At 27.3% G+C, this 24,168-nt stretch carries 24 protein-coding genes; 22 read left to right on the plus strand and 2 right to left on the minus strand.

The features are described 5' to 3' along the window. Window positions 1–17 precede the first annotated feature (17 nt). From IC174_RS06710 to IC174_RS06735, 6 genes are all read left to right on the plus strand, one after another. Window positions 18–356 (plus strand): hypothetical protein, encoded by a 339-nt coding sequence (locus IC174_RS06710; protein WP_227482477.1) that lies wholly within the window; start codon window positions 18–20, stop codon window positions 354–356. Next, window positions 356–493: an XkdX family protein gene (locus tag IC174_RS06715; protein WP_227482478.1), complete on the plus strand. Its 138-nt coding sequence runs from the start codon at window positions 356–358 to the stop codon at window positions 491–493. The genes IC174_RS06710 and IC174_RS06715 overlap by 1 nt, the downstream gene beginning before the upstream one ends. A 9-nt stretch (window positions 494–502) precedes the next feature. After that, window positions 503–1,729 (plus strand): InlB B-repeat-containing protein, encoded by a 1,227-nt coding sequence (locus IC174_RS06720; RefSeq protein WP_227482479.1) that lies wholly within the window; start codon window positions 503–505, stop codon window positions 1,727–1,729. 526 nt (window positions 1,730–2,255) lie between these two features. After that, on the plus strand, window positions 2,256–2,486 hold the full coding sequence (locus IC174_RS06725; protein ID WP_227482480.1) for a hemolysin XhlA family protein: 231 nt from the start codon (window positions 2,256–2,258) through the stop codon (window positions 2,484–2,486). A gap of 16 nt (window positions 2,487–2,502) precedes the next feature. Continuing rightward, a complete protein-coding gene (locus IC174_RS06730) occupies window positions 2,503–2,760 on the plus strand; it encodes a phage holin family protein (protein ID WP_227482481.1) in 258 nt (85 codons plus the stop codon). Then, window positions 2,760–3,590 carry an N-acetylmuramoyl-L-alanine amidase gene (locus tag IC174_RS06735; protein WP_227482482.1) on the plus strand — a complete coding sequence of 277 codons (831 nt, stop codon included), beginning with the start codon at window positions 2,760–2,762 and terminating at the stop codon, window positions 3,588–3,590. The genes IC174_RS06730 and IC174_RS06735 overlap by 1 nt, the downstream gene beginning before the upstream one ends. Window positions 3,591–3,663: 73 nt before the next feature. On the opposite strand, the gene IC174_RS06740 is transcribed toward IC174_RS06735, so the two are convergent. Further along, window positions 3,664–3,846, minus strand: coding sequence for a hypothetical protein (locus IC174_RS06740; protein ID WP_227435222.1), 183 nt, complete (start codon window positions 3,844–3,846; stop codon window positions 3,664–3,666). A 348-nt stretch (window positions 3,847–4,194) separates the two neighbouring features. On the opposite strand from IC174_RS06740, the gene IC174_RS06745 reads away from it, so the two are divergent. Continuing rightward, entirely contained in the window at window positions 4,195–4,482 is a 288-nt protein-coding gene (locus IC174_RS06745) for a hypothetical protein (protein WP_227482483.1), read from the plus strand. Window positions 4,483–4,512: 30 nt separating this feature from the next. On the opposite strand, the gene IC174_RS06750 is transcribed toward IC174_RS06745, so the two are convergent. Then, complete coding sequence (locus IC174_RS06750; protein WP_227482484.1) at window positions 4,513–4,839, minus strand: hypothetical protein; 327 nt, start codon at window positions 4,837–4,839, stop codon at window positions 4,513–4,515. 349 nt (window positions 4,840–5,188) lie between these two features. Between IC174_RS06750 and IC174_RS06755 the strand changes: the two genes are divergently transcribed. The 15 genes from IC174_RS06755 to IC174_RS06825 all read left to right on the plus strand — a co-directional run bounded on the left by IC174_RS06755 (window position 5,189) and on the right by IC174_RS06825 (window position 24,114). Next, window positions 5,189–6,319: an AAA family ATPase gene (locus tag IC174_RS06755; protein WP_227482485.1), complete on the plus strand. Its 1,131-nt coding sequence runs from the start codon at window positions 5,189–5,191 to the stop codon at window positions 6,317–6,319. Continuing rightward, window positions 6,319–7,278, plus strand: a complete 960-nt coding sequence (locus IC174_RS06760; protein ID WP_227482486.1) for a hypothetical protein — start codon at window positions 6,319–6,321, stop codon at window positions 7,276–7,278. Before IC174_RS06755 ends, IC174_RS06760 begins: the two co-directional genes overlap by 1 nt. Window positions 7,279–7,359: 81 nt before the next feature. Then, window positions 7,360–8,601: a S8 family serine peptidase gene (locus tag IC174_RS06765; RefSeq protein WP_227482487.1), complete on the plus strand. Its 1,242-nt coding sequence runs from the start codon at window positions 7,360–7,362 to the stop codon at window positions 8,599–8,601. A gap of 510 nt (window positions 8,602–9,111) precedes the next feature. Further along, window positions 9,112–10,476: a hypothetical protein gene (locus IC174_RS06770; protein WP_227482488.1), complete on the plus strand. Its 1,365-nt coding sequence runs from the start codon at window positions 9,112–9,114 to the stop codon at window positions 10,474–10,476. Between the two features lie 21 nt (window positions 10,477–10,497). Beyond that, complete coding sequence (locus tag IC174_RS06775; protein ID WP_227434928.1) at window positions 10,498–10,989, plus strand: zinc ribbon domain-containing protein; 492 nt, start codon at window positions 10,498–10,500, stop codon at window positions 10,987–10,989. Between the two features lie 257 nt (window positions 10,990–11,246). Beyond that, entirely contained in the window at window positions 11,247–11,918 is a 672-nt protein-coding gene (locus tag IC174_RS06780) for an N-acetylmannosamine-6-phosphate 2-epimerase (protein WP_227482489.1), read from the plus strand. Between the two features lie 70 nt (window positions 11,919–11,988). Beyond that, window positions 11,989–12,870: an N-acetylneuraminate lyase gene (locus IC174_RS06785; RefSeq protein ID WP_413926912.1), complete on the plus strand. Its 882-nt coding sequence runs from the start codon at window positions 11,989–11,991 to the stop codon at window positions 12,868–12,870. A 33-nt stretch (window positions 12,871–12,903) separates the two neighbouring features. Continuing rightward, a complete protein-coding gene (locus IC174_RS06790; RefSeq protein ID WP_227434925.1) occupies window positions 12,904–14,406 on the plus strand; it encodes a sodium:solute symporter in 1,503 nt (500 codons plus the stop codon). A 157-nt stretch (window positions 14,407–14,563) separates the two neighbouring features. Next, window positions 14,564–15,016: a YhcH/YjgK/YiaL family protein gene (locus tag IC174_RS06795; RefSeq protein ID WP_227482490.1), complete on the plus strand. Its 453-nt coding sequence runs from the start codon at window positions 14,564–14,566 to the stop codon at window positions 15,014–15,016. Between the two features lie 162 nt (window positions 15,017–15,178). Continuing rightward, window positions 15,179–15,982 (plus strand): sialate O-acetylesterase, encoded by an 804-nt coding sequence (locus tag IC174_RS06800; protein WP_227434922.1) that lies wholly within the window; start codon window positions 15,179–15,181, stop codon window positions 15,980–15,982. Window positions 15,983–16,038: 56 nt separating this feature from the next. Continuing rightward, entirely contained in the window at window positions 16,039–16,926 is an 888-nt protein-coding gene (locus tag IC174_RS06805) for an ROK family protein (RefSeq protein ID WP_227434920.1), read from the plus strand. Between the two features lie 18 nt (window positions 16,927–16,944). Beyond that, on the plus strand, window positions 16,945–17,793 hold the full coding sequence (locus tag IC174_RS06810) for a MurR/RpiR family transcriptional regulator (protein WP_227482491.1): 849 nt from the start codon (window positions 16,945–16,947) through the stop codon (window positions 17,791–17,793). Between the two features lie 62 nt (window positions 17,794–17,855). Then, window positions 17,856–18,545 carry a Crp/Fnr family transcriptional regulator gene (locus IC174_RS06815; protein ID WP_227434918.1) on the plus strand — a complete coding sequence of 230 codons (690 nt, stop codon included), beginning with the start codon at window positions 17,856–17,858 and terminating at the stop codon, window positions 18,543–18,545. Between the two features lie 185 nt (window positions 18,546–18,730). Continuing rightward, window positions 18,731–21,370 (plus strand): diguanylate cyclase domain-containing protein, encoded by a 2,640-nt coding sequence (locus IC174_RS06820; RefSeq protein WP_227482492.1) that lies wholly within the window; start codon window positions 18,731–18,733, stop codon window positions 21,368–21,370. Between the two features lie 107 nt (window positions 21,371–21,477). Further along, a complete protein-coding gene (locus tag IC174_RS06825) occupies window positions 21,478–24,114 on the plus strand; it encodes an EAL domain-containing protein (RefSeq protein WP_227482493.1) in 2,637 nt (878 codons plus the stop codon). Window positions 24,115–24,168: the final 54 nt, after the last annotated feature.

Here is a 24,168-nt window from a genome sequence, read left to right on the forward strand (position 1 = left end):
CTCGGGAGGTAATAAAAATGAACAATCAAAAATATTTAACAGGATTAGAACACAAAGAAGGAAATATATATAAGGTGAATTTAATACACAATATGCCTTTTGACCAAACATATGGGTTAAATAAGTCAGCTCAAGAATTAGAATTAAATGGAGTATTAGTTAATGAAGTAGTAGAAGCAGAACAAAGAGAAGGTTTTGCACCTATTATGTATGTAGATAAGGCAACAAAAGAGATTACATATGAGTATGTGGAAATACCTTTAACACCTGAACAAGAAGTATTAAAAAAGATTAAAGAATTAGAACAGGAAAATGCAAATATAAATTACAGCTTAATGATGGGAGGATTAATATAATGTTAAATTACGATAAAATAAAATATTATTATGACAATGGTATGTGGACTAAAGAAATGGTTAAAAATTCAGTAGGTAAGAATAAAATAACTGAAGTAGAATATAGAGAAATAACAGGTGAGGACTATATAGGATAGTTCTTTTTTATGTTCAAAATGGAGAGTTACTTTTGTAGCTCTCTAAATAAAAAAGAAGGTGATAAATTGTTAAATCAAGATGTAGTAAAGAATATTAATAGCTTGAATAGAGAGAAGGATAATATTAATTTAGAACTTACTAAAAAGGTAAATAAAGAAGATTTGAATATCTTATTACAATTATTAGAAAATAGTAAAAAATATATAATAAATTATGACATTAACTTACCAGAAGGACATTTAGATGAAGATACCATAGTACCAAATCCTATGACAGTACTCTCTAATACGGAAGCCAAACTAGGTTCTCCAAGTAATACAGATTTAAATGAATATAGATTTAAAGGTTGGTCATTAACTGAAAGTGGAGATGTAATTGAAAGATATATAGCTACAGATGACATTACTTTATATGCTATCTGGTATAAATGTGTTGATATTGTGTATGAATTGAATCTTCCTAATGATTTTCAAGGTAGTATTCCAACCATACCTATTGATAGTAATAAATATATTTTAGGAGACAAAGTTAGTCTTTTGCAATTAAGTAATTATGATGAAAATAACAAAGAATATAATTATAAGTTTTGTGGTTGGTCATTAACTGAGAGTGGAGATGTAATTGAAAATGCTACTATAGAAAATGAACATGTACAATCAGAGGGTTTACATTTATATGCAGTCTGGAAAAAATATAGATATGTAACTTATAATGCTAATTTTCCACCAGAAGAATACCCTTTAAATAGAACAGGAGAAGTACCTATAGATACAAATAGATATGTTGAAGGTGATATAGTCACTATATTACAAAATGGTGAAAATAATCCGCTAGGTGGAGAAGAGGATAAGGACAAGTTTTGTGGGTGGGTTTCTGATATAGAAAAAGCTCAAATTCCTGTAATAGCAAGTGAGGCAGAAGAAATCATTATAATAGATAAAGAAGATGTAATATTATATTGTATGTGGGGAAAATATAGAGTGGCATATAGTTCAAATTTTCCAGCTGGAACGGGTGTAAGCGGTACGGCACCAGTTAACACATATTCATATCTAACAGGTGCAAGTGCAATTGTAGCATCTAATACAGGAAATTTACAAGCAGGTTCCTATGAACTTCTGGGGTGGACAACAGTAAGAAATGATGGGTCAACTATGCTAAATTTTGGAGATAGAATAATATTTGATAAAAGTAATATTATTTTATATGGATTTTGGAGAAATAATGAAGAATAAACTCTGAATCAAGAAAAAAAGAAGGCTGGTAATTTAGCATATGTTAGTTATTATGATAATGATACTAGTTCAATTAAAGTTACTGGGATTAGATTAACTAATATTGGATTTAAACCAAATGTTGTTTTTATTAAGGGGTCAGGAGGGGGTTATTATGACTTTTATACTATTGCTTTTGATTCTAATTTAACTAGTAAACCTAACTTTTGCTATTGTGCTTCTCTTGACCGCAGAAATAGTTCTTATGATAAGCATTATTATGTCAAGATTAATCAAAGTAGTGAAACTAATGATAATGCTGTAGGTATGTATAATGACAGAGTATTCTTACCATTTTTGTTTACTGGAAGTAATCCTGGAGCTACTTTTGATTGGTTTGCTATTAAATATATATAGATAATCTAAAATACAATAAAATAAATATGTAGAATTAATAAATTTATCATACAAGATACAAGAAGTTTTAATAACATATAAGACTTAGATAACCTCTAAGTCTTATTTTAATACAAATAAGGAGGTTTTCATGAATGAAGAACTTTTCAACGCAGATTTAAAAAGACATGAAACAAGAATAAATAAACATGAAGAAGAAATAGATGAATTAAAGATAGCAAATATAGAATCTAAAGCAGAGTTAAAGGCACTATGTGAGAATTTGAACTCACTTACAAGCATGTTGAAATGGTTGATTGGAACAATGATTACAACACTTATAGGATTCTTTATATTTGCTATTCAGAGAGGAATATTTTAAATTAGGAGGAAAATAAATGGATAATTTAATAAGTTTCATACCAGAGCAGTTGCTAATTTTAGTAGCTGCTCTTTATGTTATAGGAGCAGGCTGTAAGAAGTATAAACAGTTAGATAACAAGTATATTCCAGTAGTGTTATTGATACTTGGGGTAGGTTTTTCAGTATGGATGTTAGGGTTAAATGCTGATGCAGTCTTACAAGGTGTAATTTGTTGGGGTATATCAATAGGTATAAATCAAACTTACAAACAGCTAAAGGATGGTGAAAAGTAATGAAAATATGTATAACAGTAGGACACAGTATTTTAAAAAGTGGTGCATGTACTTCTGCTGATGGAGTAGTTAACGAGTATCAATATAATAAATCTCTTGCACCAGTATTAGCAGATACATTCAGAAAAGAAGGACATAAGGTAGATGTAATAATATGCCCCGAAAAGCAGTTTAAAACTAAAACAGAAGAAAAGTCATATAAAATACCTAGAGTTAACGGTGGAGGATATGACTTACTTATAGAGTTACATTTAAATGCAAGTGATGGTCAAGGAAAAGGTTCAGAGGTGCTATATTATAGTAATAAAGGTCTAGAGTATGCAACTAGAATATGTAAGAAACTAGGCACAGTATTTAAAAATAGAGGTGCTAAATTAGACAAAGGATTATATATTTTAAATAGTTCCAAGCCTACAGCCATATTAATTGAAAGTTTCTTCTGTGATAATAAAGAAGATTATGAGAAGGCTAAGAAACTTGGATATGAAGGTATGGCCAAATTAATTGTAGAAGGCGTATTGAATAAAACTATAAATAATGTAGAGGTGGGCAAAATGTATAAACACACAATAGTGTACAGTGGTGATGATAAGGTATCAGCAGACATCTTAGGACTATATTACAAGAGGTCAAAAGAAAGTTATTTAGTAGTAGACATAAAAGACTATAAGCCACATCAAACACAAAATCTGTATGTAATTGGTGGAGTAACTTGTAATAAGATGAAAGAAATGAGTAAGACCACAGGAGAAAAGTTTACTCAGATATATGCTGATGATGTATGGTTAACTATGGATAGAGCTAGAGAGTTTGTAAAAGAAAAGTTATAGAATTGACATACACTAAAATAGGTAAGACGAATTTTATATAAGATTCTTCTTATCTATTTTAATGGGTTAAATTTTATACTAAAGCACACTCGCACAACAAAATCATTATTCTATGAAGGCAAGACTCTACAATATCTTCTCCATATTTTTTAATGAAATCATCAAGCTGAGTTTCTATGAATGAATAATATTCTTTTAAATTAGCAATATATGCAGTCATTATGTGAATACATTCATCAATCATATCATTAAACATAAGCAATCCCCCTAGAAAATGAAAAATAAAAAATATTCAGTAAATTATGCATATTATGTTATCTAAAATCTTATTTAAATAATACTTTTTTTAAAAATATTTTACAAGTAGATATGCGAAACTAGTCATTATAATTGTAAAACTAGTTATATTTATTAATTGTATAGCCAAAGAGAAGTACACAGCTATAAAAGGTAATGATTTGATACACTTTACAAAGTATTAGATTTTATCAATAGATAGAAGTAAATACTATATGAAAGAATTATAAATATATGGAAAAATATGTTTAATATCGTTTTGATTAAGGTATAAATTTAATGAATAGAATGATAAGGGGTGGATAAGATGTTAATACATGATAAGAGCTTTTATCCAAATAATATTTATCCAACAATAGACTTTCTAAAGATAAAAAGACAATTAAAATCAATATACAAAAATGATTTATCAGATTGTGGAAGTATATGTATAATAGAAAGAAAAGAATATTCTGTAAGTATAAATAGTATAGGTGAGATAAATATATATTATGATTTAGAATATGAAGATAAGATACAGAGTATAGTCGGTGAGATTGAACAGTTATTCAAGTCTCAAGTTAAAAATTTTAGTGTATCAAAATTTAAGCATTGATGATTAGGAGGTAGCAACTGGAGTTAGTTGTTACCTTCTTTTGCTATATTTTCTTTCTTTAAGTTTTTTATTTTCCATATCATCTAATACTTGCAATGAATTAATACGAAATTTCTGGTAACTATCTGATTTTTGCTGAGCTTCACATATTAGATACAAATAAATACCAAAAAAAGCCCCTATTATAGCACAAGCATTATAAAAATCTTTTATAATATTGCTAGCAAATAGGCTAAAGAAAATTGATATAAATGCGGAAATAATAGCAATTGCAAATGGAATTGCTGGATTATTTTTAGCCTCTAATAGAGTTTTGATGCGTGTTTTTTCTTTTTTTATATTTTCTATTGAATCCATCTCCCGAAGAGAATTGTAAAATCTGTAATTATATTCGTAATATTATTCATATTCTTTTATTTCCGATTTTTCTTCATTTTGAATAATTTTTAATTGTTCTACACCACTTTTTAAAAAAATTTAATTATATCAAAATTTTACTAGAAATAGAAGCTATATAAGTCTATTTAAGTTAAATACTAGAAATACTATGTTAAAATTCAAAAATTAGAACCATAGATATTTAAAGACTTCGTTCTTTGTTTGGCAAGAATCGTTTGCATATTTTGATAAAATATAAAGCTTTTTGAAATAACGTTCTTTACATTCTTGAATCGTTCGTGTATAATAAATTAGGAGGTGAAAATCATTGAAGTATTCAATTGAAATTGGAAAAATAGTTGAAGGTGCCTTAAAACGCGATCAACTTAAAGTTGTTAATTATACAAAGCAACTTATTGCTAAATTAGAAAATGATGATGAAATGCGTGCTGCAAACAAATTTAGTAAAATGTTGGCGATACAAAATGAGACAGTACTTTCGGCAATGGGTATGAATAAAGATGTAAATATTCCTGTAGATGCCGAATCCCGTACAACTATGGCTGATATTATTTACCCTACTGATAATACTATTGAAGTTATTCTTTCTAAAAGAAATATAGAAAATCTGAACTCATTTATTTTAAGTTATAAAAACGCTGACAAGTTAAATTTATTAGGAGTTGGCGTATCTAATACATTGTTGTTATATGGTCCACCAGGATGTGGAAAAACAAAATGTGCATATTTAATCGCAAAAGAATTGCAGTTACCTTTAGTGGTTGCTCGTTTAGACAGCTTGATTTCATCTTATTTAGGAACGACAGCAAAGAATATACGTACTTTATTTGAGTTTGCGCAAAGGACGCCTTGTGTTTTATTTCTTGACGAATTTGATGCTATAGCAAAAGCTCGTGATGATAGTAATGAATTAGGTGAATTAAAACGTGTTGTAAATAGTTTGCTACAAAATGTGGATATGATGAGTAGTGACAGTTTGTTATTAGCAGCAACAAATCATGAAAATATGTTAGATTCCGCTGTATGGAGACGTTTTGATTATAAATTAGAAATTGAGTTACCAGATATTGATGCAATTATAAAAATGATTAATCTTTTTGTTAATGGAGCAGTAAATTTAAGTAATAAAGAAACACATGAGTTAGCAACTGTATTTTACGGATTAAGTGGTGCTAACATTGAAGAAATCATTAAGAGGTCACTTAGAAATGCAATAATTCATGGAGATTGTTTTTCTAAAGTCAACATATATGAAGATTATTTCACTTTTAAGAAGATAATTCCTCAAAGTTGTGATGATGAGAGAATTTTGTTAAAAATTAAAGCAAAATTTTTACGCAATTGTGATGAGAAAGTTTTTAGCTATTCAGTTATTGCAGATATTTTAAATATCTCTAAAACAACAGTATCAAAATTAATAAAGGAGGAGAATGAATAATGGCGGAAAAAAATTTGCCTATAAAAATAGTACTTCAAAAATCAAGTGATACACAAAAAAATTTAAATGGTGGAGGAACTACCTTTTTTGGAGAAGTAACATCTTCATTACAGTGCAAAATTTCAAGTAAATTTGAAAAAATTTTAGAATTTTATGAAGATGTTTTTTCTGAAAATGAATTTGTTCCAGCTGTTGGTAAAATTACTGTAAAGCAGGAAGCTATAGCTAAATCTCATAAGCCAAATGATTTTTGTCGCAATTGTCCTATTATTGGGAGTGAGGATTTGAACGAGATATATATCAAAATTACCAAAAAATCAATTATAGATACTATTGAACTAATTCAAAATCCTCCTTCAAAAAAATTTCGTGCAAATTTGACAGCTATTGAAGATATTCAACCAATTATAGCAAATGAAAAAATTTCAAAAGAACTAAATGAAATTTCTTTTCAAGGAAAATTTGATAAAATAAAAAACAAAATTAAAATTAAATATTTTGATTTTGATGATGATTTTGATAACACTCAGATTAAAAATTATATTATAGGAAAGCTTGAAGAATTTGGATTCGAGGAAAAGTATGAATTGATTACATATGGCGATAATATAAAGTTTATCAAGATGGAAGTTTCTTCTTATGAAGATATAATAAAAATATCATCTATAAATGGTGTGAAATCAGTAGATTTTTTTCAAGAATATTCGCTTCCTTTAGGTGAAGTTTCAGAAACTAGTTTACAAGCACTTTTAGATAATAAGTACTCTGATAGTGAAACTATAATAGGAATAATTGATGGTGGAATAAGTGATGATAATAAGTTTCTGAAACCATATATTATTGCTAGAGAATCATATGTAAATGAAATCTATCGCAATCCAAGTCATGCAACATTTATTGCATCTACAATTCAATATGGGAATACACTAAATGGAATTGAGTCTACTGACTCAAAATGATTTAAATTTGTAGATATAATTGCTATTCCTAATAGTGATTATAAGTTTGGGCCAGTAGATACTGTTAGTGAAGAAGAATTAATGGAGATTATAGAAGAAGTTATGCAGAAATATTCTTCAAGTGTTAAGATTTGGAACATTTCACTGGGAATTGAAACAAAGGTATGTGAAGGTTCAATGTCTGATTTAGGTGTTTTTTTTGATTATATTCAAGATAAATATAACATCCAATTTTTTGTATCTAGTGGAAATCTTAATACAGCGTTGTTAAGAAAATGGCCTATACAAGAAGGTATAGGAGAGATAGATAGAATTATTTCACCTGCAGATTCAGTTAGAGCGATTACTGTGGGTTCTGTGGCTCTCTATGATTCAGAGAAGTCAATCGTAAAGACAAACGAACCATCTCCTTTTAGTCGCAGAGGTCCAGGTGCAAACTATATAATTAAACCAGATGTAGTTGATTATGGAGGAAATATAGCAACTGATTTAAGTATAGAAGGATTAGGAATGAAAGGTATGGATAGTAATGGAAATATAATTGAAGGTAATGGAACAAGCTATTCAAATCCTAGAGTAGTTCAAAAATTCACCTCTATATATGATGAGATGGTTGAAAAAGATATGTTGCTTGCAAAAGCAATGATTGTTCATTCAGCAAGGATGACATCACGTAATATTTTAAGTAAAAATAGAGATAATATAAAATATTATGGTTTTGGAATACCTGCTGTTAATGTTCAAGATATTTTGAAATGTAGTGAAGATGAGATAACTTTAGTTTTTCGACAAAGAGTTCCTCAAGGTTTTCATCTTGAAATGTTTGATTTTCCATATCCTGCTTCTTTGATTAGAAATGGAAAATGTTATGGGGAGATTGGAATGACACTTGCTTATAATCCAACTCTTGACATTCGTTATGGTAGAGAATACTGTAGAACTAATATTGATGTAAGTTTTGGAACTTATAAATATGATGATGTTTCTGGTAAAATTGACTTTTCTGGTGAGGTTCCACTTGAAAAATCATGGGATGAAAAGTTTGAAAAGGCAAGAGTAGAAAATGGATTTAAATGGAGTCCTATTAAGTCTTATTATAGAAGATTTAGTAAAGGTATTAAAGCTGGTGATGGATGGAAGATTAGAATAGATATGAATCCAAGAAATGGATTAAATGCTGTCGCACAAGAATTTGTTTTGATAGTAACTATTAAGGATAATGAAGGAAATGATATCTATTCAGAAGTTGTTAATGGACTTCGAGAAAGAGGTTATGTTACTAATAATCTTGAGACTAGACAAGAAGTTCGTCAGCGACAATAGAATAGAATAGATTATTTTATAAGATGTTCAGAAATGGACATCTATTTTAATATAAAAATAAGTTAATTACGTTATTTTATCACTTTTAGATAGGAGATTTAATTTTAGAAATAGCAATAAATATGAACATTATTTGTTAATGATTATTCATAAAAGGACTCAATTATTTGTTCTAGAGATGATGCTATTTTTTAAATTTTTTATTACAAAGCTTTTCAATAAATTTATATTAATGAACTATATTTCTTAAAAATAAAAATAAATGGTGGCAAAACCTAACTTGCCACCATCTTGCCACCGAAAATAAAGAATAGAATAAATTTAAATTAAGCATAATAAAACATAAACAACAAAACTGACATTAATAAATTATTGAAATACCAACACTTGTTAAAAAATAACAACAATAAACAAATAAAATAGATAAATATATCCAATTAAGGTATAATTAAGTTTTATATGATATAGTTATATTTGATAATTGACAATGGTAAAACTTGGAGGGAAAAAATGGATGAAAAAAAAATAGATAATATGAATTATTCATATAGTAACTATTCTAAAAAAACAGGTAAGCCAACTAGAAAAATAAAAAATAATAACCTTACACTTGAAACTAAAGAAGATAAACTTTGTTCTAGTTGCAACAAAGAAAATAATCCTAAAGATAATTACTGTAAATTTTGTGGAAATGAACTTTATGAAATAGTATCATTAAAATCGAGCGAAACAAAACTTGACTTAAAATCTAAAATAAAAGAACTCTCATATCACGCAAATACAAGAGGGATATTTTTAACGACCTTTTCAACTATATTCATATTGCTTGTTATTTCGTTAATATTTAAGGCTATAATTACTATTCAATTTAATGATATCAGTTACATGATAAATCCAGCACATATAATGTTAGCCCTTAATCTAGGTCAAATTAGCGTATCTATGTCTACCATGATGGGTTCTGGATTTATAAGTGCAAATATAGGATTGTTAATATTACTTATAATTCCTGTTTTAGGATTAATTATATCAAATTTAATTTTTATGAGAAAAAGATGTAAGGATTCAAAAACTACATTAGCAAATTCTCTTGGAGTTGGAATTTTCTATGGATTAATTTTAGCTATTTTATGTACTTTTACTAATGTTAAAACTAGTTCACATAGTATGCTAGAGTATGGATATGCTTTAGAGTATAGTTATGAATTTTTTAGTGCACTTTTAAATGGATTTGTATTAGGATTTATATGTACATATATAACTAATTATAGAAAAAGCTATGAAAAAGAAAATATGTATATGTCCCTTTTTTCAAATGCTATTAAAATATTCATATTAGGTTATGCTTTAGTGTTAGCAATACTTTTTATATTAACTATATCTGATAGTAGTTATTTAAATGAATTGAATATGAGTGGATATTCAAGTGGTATCGATTTATTTGCTGTATTGCCACAAATTGCTAGTTACATGTGGGCTTTTGCAAATGGAATTTCGGTAACAATAATAAATTCAACAGTTTCAATGCTTAGCTTAGGCTCATCCTCTTTATTTGGAGATACTAAATTAATGTTTTATGCAATGGGGGCTTTGTCTGCATTAATAATTTTATTAAATGGATATAAATTAAGATTTAAATATGATACAGATAATATTAAACCTGTAATAATATTTAGTATATATTATGCATTTTTAATGGGTATGTTGGCTCTATTTAGTACTTTTATACTTGATAGTAATATTAACTTCTTTAATACACCTAGCTATGGAACAACTCTAGTTATGCAATTTAAATTGTTCTCAACTATTATAATTTCATTTATATACAGTTTTGTGATATCTTTAATAGGATATAAGCTAAACTCAGCTGATTAAATATGATTGGAGGAAACTTCTGTGGAAGAAAATAATAAAAAGACAGTAGATGATAAATTTTCTAAGGTTAAGAAAAGATTTGGTAATGGAAAATTTAAGATTGAATTATATAAAGAAAAATCAAAGATAAATAGAGAAATTGATGATATTCAAGAAAAGAAGAGTAAAATCTTTTTAGAAATGGGAATGTTGACTTATCAAAAAATTAGAGAAAATTCTATTGATGATGAGTGTTTTGATAAATTCTGTGATGAGTTATTAGAACTTGATAAGATAATTTATGAAAAAAATATGGAAATTAATGATATGGAAATTGCAGAAAGCAATGTAACTTGTGAATGTGGCTATATTGGAAATATAAATGACAAATATTGCGCTGAATGTGGTAAAAAATTTGAATTAGATAATGATTGCGATAATTTTATAGTTTGTGGTTATTGTGAAAGTGAAGTAGATTCGGAATCTGAGTTTTGTCCATGTTGTGGTAGAAAAATTATTATGGATTTAGAGTAATATTGGGGAACCTATGTATTATATACATGGGTTTTTTTATTGAAATCATTTGTATCTATATAGGAATGAAAATAAAAACCAAAAAAATGAAATAAATTTTCTTAAAACTGTGAAATATAAGGAAATACTTGGAATAAATCTATAAAAAAATAGAATTAATAAAAAAATATGAAAAAATATTGCAAAGAAAAAGTTTTCATGTTATTATTAATACATAAATTAAGAAAATAAATTTCAGAAATGAGGTAATCGAAAAAATGCTAGATAAGGTAAAGGGAAGACTAATAGTATCATGCCAAGCTTTAGAAAATGAACCTCTTCACAGTTCTTTTATAATGGGTAGAATGGCTAAAGCTGCTCAAGAAGGCGGAGCAGTTGGCATTAGAGCTCAAGGAGTTGATGATATTATTGAAATAAAAAAAGTTACTGGACTTCCTGTTATAGGTATTATAAAGAGAAATTACGAAGATTCAGATATATATATAACACCAACTAAAAAAGAAGTAGATGAGCTTTTAGCAACAGGATGTGAGATGATAGCACTGGATGCTACTAATAGAGTTAGACCAAACAATGAAGATTTAAAAGAAATTATAAATTATATAAAAGAAAATAATGTTTTAGTAATGGCTGATATTTCAAATTATGATGAAGCTGTTAAGGCGCAAGAATACGGTGTAGACTGCGTTTCAACTACATTATCTGGATACACTCCATATACAGAAATTTTAGATGGTCCAGATTTTGTATTGATGGAAAGATTGGTTAAAGATTTAAAAATACCTGTAATAGCAGAAGGAAAAGTAAATACTCCTCAAGATTTAAAGAAAGTCTTTGAAATTGGAGTTCATTCATCAGTTGTAGGTTCAGCAATAACAAGACCACAATTGATAACAGAAAAATTTGTTAAAGCAATTGAAATTAATTAAAAAATTAATTTATAAATTAAAAATTAATTATATTTAACTATATTTGAAAATTAAAATTGGAGGTAAAGATATGAGAACAACAGATATGAAAGGAATTTATTCAGCATTATTAGTTTCATTTGATAAGGAAGGAAATATAAACGAAAAAGGGTTAAGACAAATAATTAGACATAATATAGATGTTTGTAAAATAGATGGTCTTTATGTAGGAGGAAGTACAGGAGAAAACTTCATGCTTTCAACTGATGAAAAGAAAAAAATATTTGAAATAGCTAAGGACGAAGTAAAAGAAGAAATAAAGTTAATAGCTCAAGTTGGTTCAGTTAATTTAAAAGAAGCTGTAGAGCTTGCTAAATTTGCAACTGATTTAGGATATGATGCTATAAGTGCTGTTACACCTTTTTATTATAAATTCGATTTTGAAGAAATAAAACATTATTACAATACAATAATAAATTCTGTAGACAATAGATTAATAATATACTCTATACCATTTTTAACTGGTGTTGATATGAGTTTAGATCAATTTGGAGAATTATTTGAAAATGAAAAAATAATAGGTGTTAAGTTTACAGCAGCAGATTTCTACTTATTAGAAAGAATGAGAAAAACATTCCCAAATAAATTAATATTTGCAGGATTTGATGAAATGATGTTACCAGCTACAGTTTTAGGTGTAGATGGGGCAATTGGTTCTACATTTAATGTAAACGGTATCAGAGCTAGACAAATATTTGAACTAACGAAGAGTGAAAAAATATCAGAAGCACTTGAAGTACAACATGTGACAAATGATTTAATAACAGATATATTAGGAAATGGTCTATATCAAACAATTAAATTACTACTTGAAGAACAAGGCGTTGAAGCTGGATACTGTAGACAACCTATGAAAGAAGCAACTGATGAAATGAAATCAAGAGCGAAAGAAATATACAGAAAGTATTTTTAATAAAAATACTTTTGGTATGGGAGGATTGGTCAAATGGTAGGATTTACTTGGATAGATTTTGCAATACTAGTAGTTTACTTATTGGCAGTTTTATTTGCAGGATTATTATTTTCAAAGAAGGAAATGAAAGGAAAAGAGTTCTTCAAAGGTGATGGAACTATTCCATGGTGGGTTACATCAGTGTCAATATTTGCCACATTATTAAGCCCAATATCATTTTTATCACTAGCAGGTAATTCTTATGGTGGAACATGGATTTTATGGTTTGCACAATTAGGTATGTTTATAGCTATACCTTTAACAATAAAATTCTTCTTACCTTTATACAGTAGATTAGAGATAGATACTGCATATGAATACTTAGAAATGAGATATGAAAGTAAAGGACTTAGAGTACTTGGAGCTTTAATGTTTATAATATATCAAATAGGACGTATGTCTATAATAATGTATCTACCATCAGTAGTTTTAGCAGGTCTTACAGGAATACCTGTAAATGTGTTAATAATAGTTATGGGGGTAATAGCAATAATTTATTCATATACAGGTGGATTAAAAGCTGTTTTATGGACTGACTTTATACAAGGTATGGTATTAATAGTAGGTGTTACAGGTACGCTATTTTATCTAATATCAAGTATAAATGGTGGATTTGGAACAGTGATGGATACTCTTACAAGTGGGCATAAGTTCTTAGCAACAAATGAAGTTATGTTTGATAAAAACATACTATCTACAAGTGCATTTATAATATTTGTTGGAGCTGGTCTTAATACTTTTTCATCATATGTATCAAGTCAAGATATAGTTCAAAGATTTACTACAACAACTGATATAAAACAACTTAACAAAATGACATATGGAAATGGTGTTTTATCAATGGGACTTGCAACAGTATTTTATCTAATTGGAACTTGTTTATTTATATACTATACTCAAAACCCAGATTTAGCACAAACAGTTCAACAAGACCAAGTATTTGCATCATATATAGCTTATGAATTACCAGTAGGTATAACAGGAATACTACTTGCAGCAATATATGCAGCATCTCAGTCAACTTTATCCACAGGGCTTAATTCAGTTGCTACAAGCTGGACTTTAGATATACAAACTATTATAACAAAAGATATGAGTATGGAAAGACAAACTAAGGTTGCACAATATATATCATTAGGAGTAGGTATACTTTCTATAGTTGTTGCAATAATCTTAGCAAATGGAGAAATAAAGTCAGCATATGAATGGTTCAATAGTTTTATGGGGCTAGTTCTAGGAGTTTTAGCAGGAATATTTGTACTTGGTGCGTTTTGTAAAAGAGCAACTAAAATGGGAGCATATATTGGATTTGCAGTATCAGCAATTTTAGTTGTTTATCTAAAATATAGAATGCCCGAAGTAACTTCTTGGGCTTATTCTCTAATAACAATAACTACTTCTGTAGTAGTAGGAACAGTATTTAGTGCAATAGAATCTAAAGTTAAAGCAAAAGTATCTTTACCAAAAGCTGAAACTACAGTTTATTATGAAAAATAATATAGAATTTAAATAAGAAATTATCCTATAGAGTGGCTAGATTAGAGTGATTAGATATATAAATAATCTAGCTACTCTATAAGAATGTATAAAGAACTGTATATGTAAAAAACCTGAAAGTAGAATGTACTTAAAATTATATAGGGAGATAGTGATTATGATATTTGGAAGTATAAATCATAGTAAGACATATTCAACATTACACGAAGACTTACTTAAGTGTTTTGAATATGCTAAAGAAAATTCATTGATAGATTACGAAAAAGGGACTCATACAATAGATGGTGATGATATCTTTGTAAATATTGTTGAGTATGAAACTTGTGAAAAAGAAGAAAGATTCTGGGAAGCTCATAAGAAATATATAGATGTACACTTGATGTTAGATGGATGCGAAAGAATAGATTTGAACTTTATAGAAAATTTAGAGCAAAAGACATATGAAGAAGATAGTGACTTTTTGCCTCTTGATGGGAAAAACAATGGATATGTTGAACTTAGAAAAGGTGATTTCTTAGTATGTTATCCAGAAGATGCACATATGACAGCAATAAAAGTTTCAGAAAAAGAAAATATAAAAAAAGCTATTTTTAAGGTTTTGGTTAGATAATGAAAATTTATATAACTACTAAGGCTGAAAATAGTGATTTAACTTTCAGCGATTAGTGATATTTCGTAAATTTTAGTTAGATTACTATTTTCAGCCTTAGTTTTTTATAAGAAAGTTTAAATAGATATTAAAAGGTTTAGAATTGTATAGAGGAGTTAATTTATGGATAAAATAGATGTATTTTTATTAATAGGACAAAGTAATGCGAGAGGCTTAGGAAATCCAAAAGACAGTGTTATTCCAAATGAGAATTGTTTTGAATACTTAAGTAGCAACGAGATTATAAACATGAGATGTGAATTAGAGACTTCTGAAGGAGATGGTACTATAGCACCTGCATTTTCAAATGAGTGGAATAGACTTACTGGTAATAAAGTTTGTTTTATACACAATGCAAAGGATGGGTCAAGAATAAAAAATTGGAATCATGATAATAACTGGTTTTTAAATGACACTATAGAAAAATTTAATGCAGGGTGTAATACTTTAAGCAAGAATTATAAAATAACAAATAAATATGTTATTTGGATTCAAGGTGAAAGTGATGCAAAATATGGTAGTGATGTTTTATACTATAAAGAGAGTCTAAAGAAAATTGCATATAGACTAAAGGAAGAATGTATCATTGATAAAATGTTTGTTAGTTTAACTGGTTATTGGCTTGGAGAAGATGAATATTTTGTTAGAACAAGACGAATTGCAGCAGCACAAGAATTTGCTTGTAATGAATGTGACATATTAAGCATAGGAAGCAAAATTGCTATGAAATTTCATGACCAAGGTCTAACTATTGATGATGTACATTATAGTCAAGAAGGTCTTAATATGTTGGGAGAAGATTTATGTAAGAATATTTATAAATATCATATAACTGAGAAAAAAATTATATTAAAGGATACCATAGATTTATCAGAAGCGAGAAAATATATCTGTGAGTTGGAAAAAATAAATAAAAAATTCATGTAATATAAAATTTTAATTAGTAATATTGGTTATAAAAATAATTTGTATGGAGATATGTTATGAAAAATTACGTTTGTATAGATATTGGAGGTACTTCAATAAAATATGGATTTATTAGAGAAGATGGGTTAATAATCGATAAATCCAGTTTAGATACTGAAGCAAAAGAAAAAGGTGGACCAGGAATATTATCTAAAATAAAGAAAATAGTTAAAAAATATATGAAAGAAAACAATATTGATGGGATATGTATATCAACTGCAGGTATGGTTGACCCAATTGAAGGTAGGATAGTATTTGCGTTAGAAGAATTAATTCCAAACTATAAAGGTATGGAATTAAAGAAAGAGATAGAAAAAGAATTTAATATAAAATGTGAAGTTGAAAATGATGTTAATTGTGCTGGCCTTGGTGAAATGTGGCTTGGAGCAGGTAAGGGAGCAACTTCTTCTATATGTATGACAATAGGTACTGGTATTGGTGGTTGTGTTATAATAAATAATAAGCTTATAAATGGATTTAGTAATAGTGCTGGTGAAGTAGGATATATGAATATGAATGGAAGTACTTTCCAAGAACTAGCATCAACTAGTAGTTTGGTAAAAAAATTAGCAAAAATAAAAAATATGGATGAAAATGACCTAAATGGGAAAATAATTTTTGATTTAGCAAAGAATAATGACGAAGATTGTTTAAAAGAATTGGATAATATGATAAAATCATTAGCAATTGGTATTGCAAATATATGTTATGTAATAAATCCTGAAGTTGTAATTTTAGGTGGTGGAATAATGGCACAAGAAGAATTTCTAAAACCTAAAATAGATAGAGCATTAAAGGAGATTCTTATAGAAAGAGTTTATAAAAATACTAATGTAGAATTTGCAAAGAGACAAAATGATGCAGGTATGCTTGGGGCATTGTATAATTTTTTAAACAAAATATAGAGAATAGAAGGTTTTTTAATGAGTATTTTAGAACAATTGGAATCACCAACTTTTAAAGTTACAAAGTCAGATAAATTATTGATAGCTTATATAAAGGAAAATATAGAGGATGTATTTTATAAACCAATATCACAAATTGCTAAAGAGAGTAATATTGGTGAAGCAACTATAACTAGATTTGTTAAAAAAATGAAGTTTAATGGGTTGCAAGACTTTAAAGTTACTTTAGCGCAAGAAATATCAAGTAGTAATAAAAAAAATATTATAAATAAGAATATACAAAATGATGAGCCAGCTTTAGATACAGCCAAGAAACTTTTAAACTCAAATATAACTACTTTAGAGAATACTGTTGAGATAATCAATAGTGTAGATGTTCATGACTGTGCAAGACTTATAATAAATGCTAAAAAGGTTTACTTTATTGGTATTGGATATTCAGGTATAATAGCACAAGATTCAAACTATAAGTTTATGAGAATTGGGCTTAATTGTGTAAGTTTTGATAGTAGTCATACTATGATAATGATGTCTTCTATAATGGAAGAAGGAGATTTAATAGTTGCAATTTCTCATTCTGGGGAAACTGAAGAAATTATAAAAACTGTAAAACTTGCGAGAGCTAATAATGCTAAAATTATATCTATTACTGAAAATAAAAATTCTGAATTAAAGGATATTTCAGATGTGCACTTATCTTATGTATCTGGGGAAACTGTATTGGAAACTGGTTCAATATCCTCTAAATTGGCACAATTTTTTATTATTGATTTAGTATATACACAGGTAGTAAAAGAGCTTTCAAATGAAGCTATTGAAAGAAAAATCAAGACTACAAATGCTATAAAACTGTTTAAAAATGAATAAAATCAGATATTTGTAATACTTTATGTGGTTTTCTTAAAAATTTAGTAATGGGGAGATTTTACATGTCTAAATTAAAAGACTATGATATTGACAAAGTAATACTTTTTAATAATTTATGTAGTGAAACTAAGAATCAACTTAAGGAAAAAGCTAAACTAAAAAGATTACAAAGAAAAGAAATTTTATTTTATGAAAAAGAACAATTGGACAGAGTATACGTACTTTTAGATGGGAAAGTATCTATTTTTAAGATAAGCGAAAATGGTGAGAGAAAGGTGATTTTTATATTAAATAATGGAGAAATTATAAATGACATTACCTTTGATTTTACGAAGAATTCTGCTGTTGGATGTGAGGCATTTGAAAATTCAATTGTGTCTTATTATAGCATTGAAGAATTTACAGAAATTATGAAAAATGATTTTCAGCTTACAAAAGATATTATTTCTTATATGGAGAGAAGGACAAGACGTTTATATAGACAGTTAAAAAATTCAATATCTATAAAAGTAGATAAGAAATTAGCAGCAAAATTGTATAGATTAAGTAAAGAGTTTGGAATTTATTGTGGAGAATGGACCTTATTAAATGTAAATCTTACAGTTACATATTTAGCTGATATGCTTGGCTGTAAAAGAGAGACAGTTTCTAGAATGATAAAAGTATTGCAAAAAGAAGAACTTATAAAGATTGATAATAAAGGTTTTTATGTAAAAGAAGCCGAACTATCAAAATACTTTAAAAATAATTAATTATAATTAAATAAAGATATTATTAAGAGAATCTATCCATAGATTCTTTTTTATTTATCTAAAATGATAATATTTGCCTTAAGTTTATTGAAACAGCTTAATTCTGATAGTATAATTAATTTAATATGAACAGTAAATATACAGATGTTGACACAGCTTCTATACTCAGAAAGGGATGTATCAAAATGAAAAATAAAAAATTCATAGGTTATGCTTTAGGTTTGATTTTTATATGTGTATTTGTGATGTTTTCTCTTTGGGATTTTACCTATAATGTTAATTCATTAGTAGAAAAAAGTAAAAAGATGCATTTAGAAGAGTTGTCATTGCAAAGTTCAAATACTATAAATGTTAAGCTTAACTCACTAACAAAGTTTATAAATAGTATTTCTAAAATTATTTCAGAGTCAGAGGGTATGAAGAAAGAAGATATAATGAAATTGCTAAATGATGTATCAAAGGAATCTGATTTTGAAAAAATCTATATTGCATGTCCAGATGGTACAGCCTATACAGGTGATGGAAAGGTCTATAATATATCACAACATAGCTATTTTAAGAAAGCAATGAAAGGGGAAAGCAATATTTCAGAAATCATAAAATCATCTGTTAACAATGAAAATAGTTTTATAGTAGCGTCTCCTATGTACAAAAATGGTAAAGTGATAGGTGTTCTGTATGGTTCTTATTATACAAGTAAATTAAGTGAATTTATAGATGTGACTAGTTTTAATGGAGAAGGAAGTACATATATATTTGAAAAATCAGGAAATCTTGTCTTAAAATCTACTCCAGGAGAAACTGATGATACCATAAATAATGTTAGCGATTTTTTTGATTTTATTTATGTTAGAAAAGATTACAGTTATAAAAACTTTATTGAAGATATATCAAATAAGAAAAGTGGATTTTTAGAATATAAATTTAAAGGAAAAGAGGAATATGCCACGTATACTCCAGTTGGTATAAATGATTGGTATGTATTGTCTTTTATTCCAAAGGCTTTGATAGTGAAAGAGATTTCTAAGATAAACAAACTTGCAATTATATTAACAACTAAAAACTTCATAGCACTTTCAATTTTGATTTTAATTGTATTTTATAAAGAGAAAAAATCCAAAGAAAAGCTTGTAAAAGCAAATCTAGAGATATCTTCACTCACTAACAATATACCAGGAGGTGTTTTTAAATGTAGTGTAGGTGAAAAATATGAATTTGTGTTTTTAAGTGATGGATTTATTAACCTGTTTGAATATACTAAAGAAGAGATAAAATCTATGTTTAATAATAATTTTTATGATGTAATTTATAAAGATGATGTAGATAGAGTGAAAAATGAATTTGCACTTCAAATATTAGAATCAAAAGTAGTTGAAATAGAGTATCGAATGATTACTAAGAGTGGGAATTTTGTGTGGGTTGTAAATAAGTGTGAGCTTATAAAAGATTCTGATGGAAAAGAGTATTTTTACTGTGTGTTGGTTGATATAACAGATTTAAAAAAAGTAGAAGAAGAACTTAAGATTAATGAAGAAAGGCTTAGAATAGCCTTATCCAAGACTTCTAACATAGTATTTGACTATTATATGCATACAAAATCTATACATGTCTCTAGTGATGTCTCTTTAATATATGGATTACAAAAAAATATTGAAAATGGCATAGAATATTTTATAGATTCTGGGATAATACATCCTGACTTTGTTGATGTGTTTAAAGAATCTTTTAATAAAATGGAAAAAGGTGAAGAAAGTGTAGTATCTGTAATAAAAACAAGACTAGTCAATGGAAAATATATATGGAATAGAATGACTCTAACGAATCTATTTAATGGAGCAGAAATTCCAATTAGAGCGATAGGTCTACTAGAAGACATAAATGAGCAAAAAAAAGCTGAAATGCAATATAATCAAGAAGAGCAATATAGAAAAGCTATGTTGTCTGAAGCAATTGCTATATATGAAATTAATTTTTCTCAAGATAAATTTATATCAAGTAATATAAAGCCTGATAACAATTTAGGCTTAAGACCTGCTGGAAAATATTCTGAAGTAATGGAGGCTATTGTTGACGATATAGTTTTTATTTCAGATAGGGAAAACTTTAAAAAAGTATTTTATTATGAAAATGTCTTAGATTCATATAATAAGGGAGTAAATGAGTTAAAGTTAGAGTATCGAAGATATGACATTAATGGTAAGATTTTATGGGAACTTTGTACAATGCATTTACTTAAAGACCCCCAAAGCAATCAACTTAAAGGATTTGCGTACATTAAAGATATAGACAAACAGAAAAAAGAAGAGATTGAGCTTAAATTTAAAGCTGAACGTGATATATTAACAGGAATTTATAATAAAGGTACAACTGAAACTCTAATAAAGAGATTTTTGAGTTTAGACAGAGTTAAAGAAAGTAGTCATGCATTTTTTATTATTGATTTAGACGATTTCAAAGCTATTAACGATAATTTAGGGCATGTCTTTGGTGATAAAGTATTAGTTGAAGTATCAAAAAAATTAACTTCTATTTTTAGAGAGGATGATATAATTGGACGTATTGGTGGAGATGAGTTTGTAGTTTTCATAAAAAATATGAAGAATATAAAATTTATTGAAAACAAAGCGATTGAGCTATGTAATGCATTTAGAAATTATTATACTGGAGAAAATAAGTCATATAAAGTTTCTTGTAGTATTGGAATATCTATTATGCCAAATCATGGAACAACTTTTATTGAATTATATGAAAAAGCAGATAAAGCTCTTTATCATTCAAAAAATCAAGGAAAAGATAGATTTATTATATTTAATGACTCTATTTAAAGTTTAAATGCAAATGGAGGGCTTAAATTTTTAATATAAAGAATATTAAGTTGAATAAGAATATTTTAACTATCTTGATATGATTTAGTTATAAATGGAGGCATATTATGAATGGAAAATATAGATTTACTATTACTATGGTTATTTTTTTACTTATATTAAATACATCATTTGTTTTAGCCACTTCTGAGAAAGAAAAAGTAAGGGTTGGATATTGGCCTAGTTATGGAATTTCTGTTACAAAAGATGGTCAGTTATATGGATATACAATTGATGGAAAAGTAGTAGGTACAGTTTCAGATAATCATTTTAAAAGTGTATTTGATGAATACTGTAAAAAAAATAAAATATCTGTAAAATATAAGTACATAGAAGGTGCAGAAGAACTTCAAAAGGAACTTGAAAAAGGAACCATTGATATGATACTTACAGGAAGCATTAGAGATATACCAAATACAAAGGTAGTATTACGTTTTTCATCAGAGCCTATCTATTATGCAACAACTAAGGGAAACAAAAAAATACTAGATGGTTTGAATTATGCATTAAATGAGATTAAGCGAGAAGATATATATTATGATGGTAATTTATTTAATAAACATTATAAGAGTACTGCAATAGCTACAGAAGTATTTACTTTGGAGGAAAAAGAATATATAAAGAAACATCCTGTAATAAAAGTTGTATCAGGTCCTGATACGTCACCACTATCTTTTTATGATAAAAATACAAATTCCTACAAAGGTATATCAATAGATATATTAAAATCAATTTCAAATAACTCAGGTTTAAAGTTTGAGTATATAAAGGTAGATAATTTTTCAGAGGGTTTAAAAATGGTTGAAAATGGTGAGGTAGATATTTGTGCAAATATGTTTATGTCACGAAGTACTGAGTTAGAGCATAATATTATATTTACTGATGGCTACCTTGAAACTACCATGTTAGGTTTGGCAAAAAATGATATTAGAATGGATGAAAAAACTAAAGTAGCAATGATTAAATGGACAGGGATAGAATCATTCGTAAAAGAATATTATCCAAATCAAGAAGTAAGTTTTTATCCAAATGCTAGTAAATGTATTGAAGCTGTCAAGAAAGAAGAAAGTGATGTATTTATAGGAAGCAACTATATCCTAAATAATATAATTAATACTGAAGAATCTGATGGGCTTATGTTTATGCCAATAAAAAATCAAGTCGTGGATATTGGAATAGGGGTTTCTGAAAAAGCAAATCCTGCATTATTGTCAATACTCAATAAATCCATCAATAGAGTTACAGAAGAAGAGGTTGCAATTGCAGTTACAGGCAGTACGAAGTACTTAGAGCATACAGTTACTCTATTAGATTTTATACAGCATAATATTATGGCATTTATTTTGATAATATTATTTATTATATTTATAGTTTTTGGAATATTTATTGTAAATTATAAGGTACAAATGAATAAATTAAAAAAGATAGCATATGTTGATGAAGTAACAGGTATAAGAAGTCTATTGAAATTTAAAATTGATGCTAATAAGCTTTTTGAAAAATATGGAACGTATAACTTTGTTATATATTATATTAACATAGATAAATTTAAATATATAAATGATATGTTTGGTTTTGAATTTGGAGACAATATTTTAAAATATATAGCAAGAAAAATAGGTGAAAGTATTTTTAAGGATGAAATATATGCAAGACTATCAGACGATAGATTTATTGTAATGACTAAAAAAAGTAATATAGAAAATTTAAGAAAAAGAGCAAATGATTTTTTTGAGATTGTGAATAGTGATAAAGAAAATACATTTAAAATAGATATAATACTTAAATGTGGAGCGTATTTAATTGATAAAGATGATGTAAATATTGATGTAATGATTGATAGAGCTAAGATAGCTTGTCAAACAATAGAAACCAATTATAAGAGTAAAGTTGCTTTTTATGATGATAAAATAAGGCTTTCTATACTTCGTGAAAAAGAAATTGAAAATAATATGGATAATGCACTTTTAAATAAAGAGTTTGTAGTTTATTTGCAACCTAAAATTAACCTTATAACAGATGAGATTGTAGGTTCAGAGGCTCTTGTTCGTTGGATTCATCCAATTAAGGGAACTATATCGCCTAATGATTTTATTCCACTATTTGAGAAAAATGGATTTATAGAAAAACTTGATTTGTATGTTTGGGATAATGTCTTTAGTACAATGTCAAAATGGATAAAAAATGGAATAAAGCCACCACCAATTTCTATAAATGTATCAAGAATTCATTTAAATAATAGAAATATAGTAACTAGTTTAAAATCTTTAATCAATAAGCATAATATACCAGCGCATCTAATAGAACTTGAGTTAACAGAAAGTTTATTTTTGTCAAATATAAGCATGCTTTTAGATATTTTAAATGATTTGCATGATATTGGATTTATTGTATCTATGGATGATTTTGGAAGTGGATATTCTTCACTTAGTCTTTTAAAAAAATTACCAATTGATGTATTGAAGATTGATAGAGAATTTTTAAATGAGACAATTACATCTACACGTGGAGAAAAAGTTATAAAGAATATAATTACATTAGGTAAGGATTTAGATATGCTAATTGTAGCTGAAGGAATAGAAACTGAAGGTCAATTAAATTTATTAAAAAATGCAGGCTGTGATATTGGACAAGGATTTTACTTTGCAAGACCTATGGATATAGAATCATTTGAAAAGCTTGTATTTAAAAGAACAGATTTTTAATTTAAAGTTATAAATAATAAAGAAATATTACTAGAGTTTAATAAACTCTAGTAA

It is taken from the genome of Clostridioides sp. ES-S-0001-03 (genome assembly GCF_020676075.1).
In the GTDB taxonomy this organism is placed as follows: Bacteria; Bacillota; Clostridia; order Peptostreptococcales; family Peptostreptococcaceae; genus Clostridioides.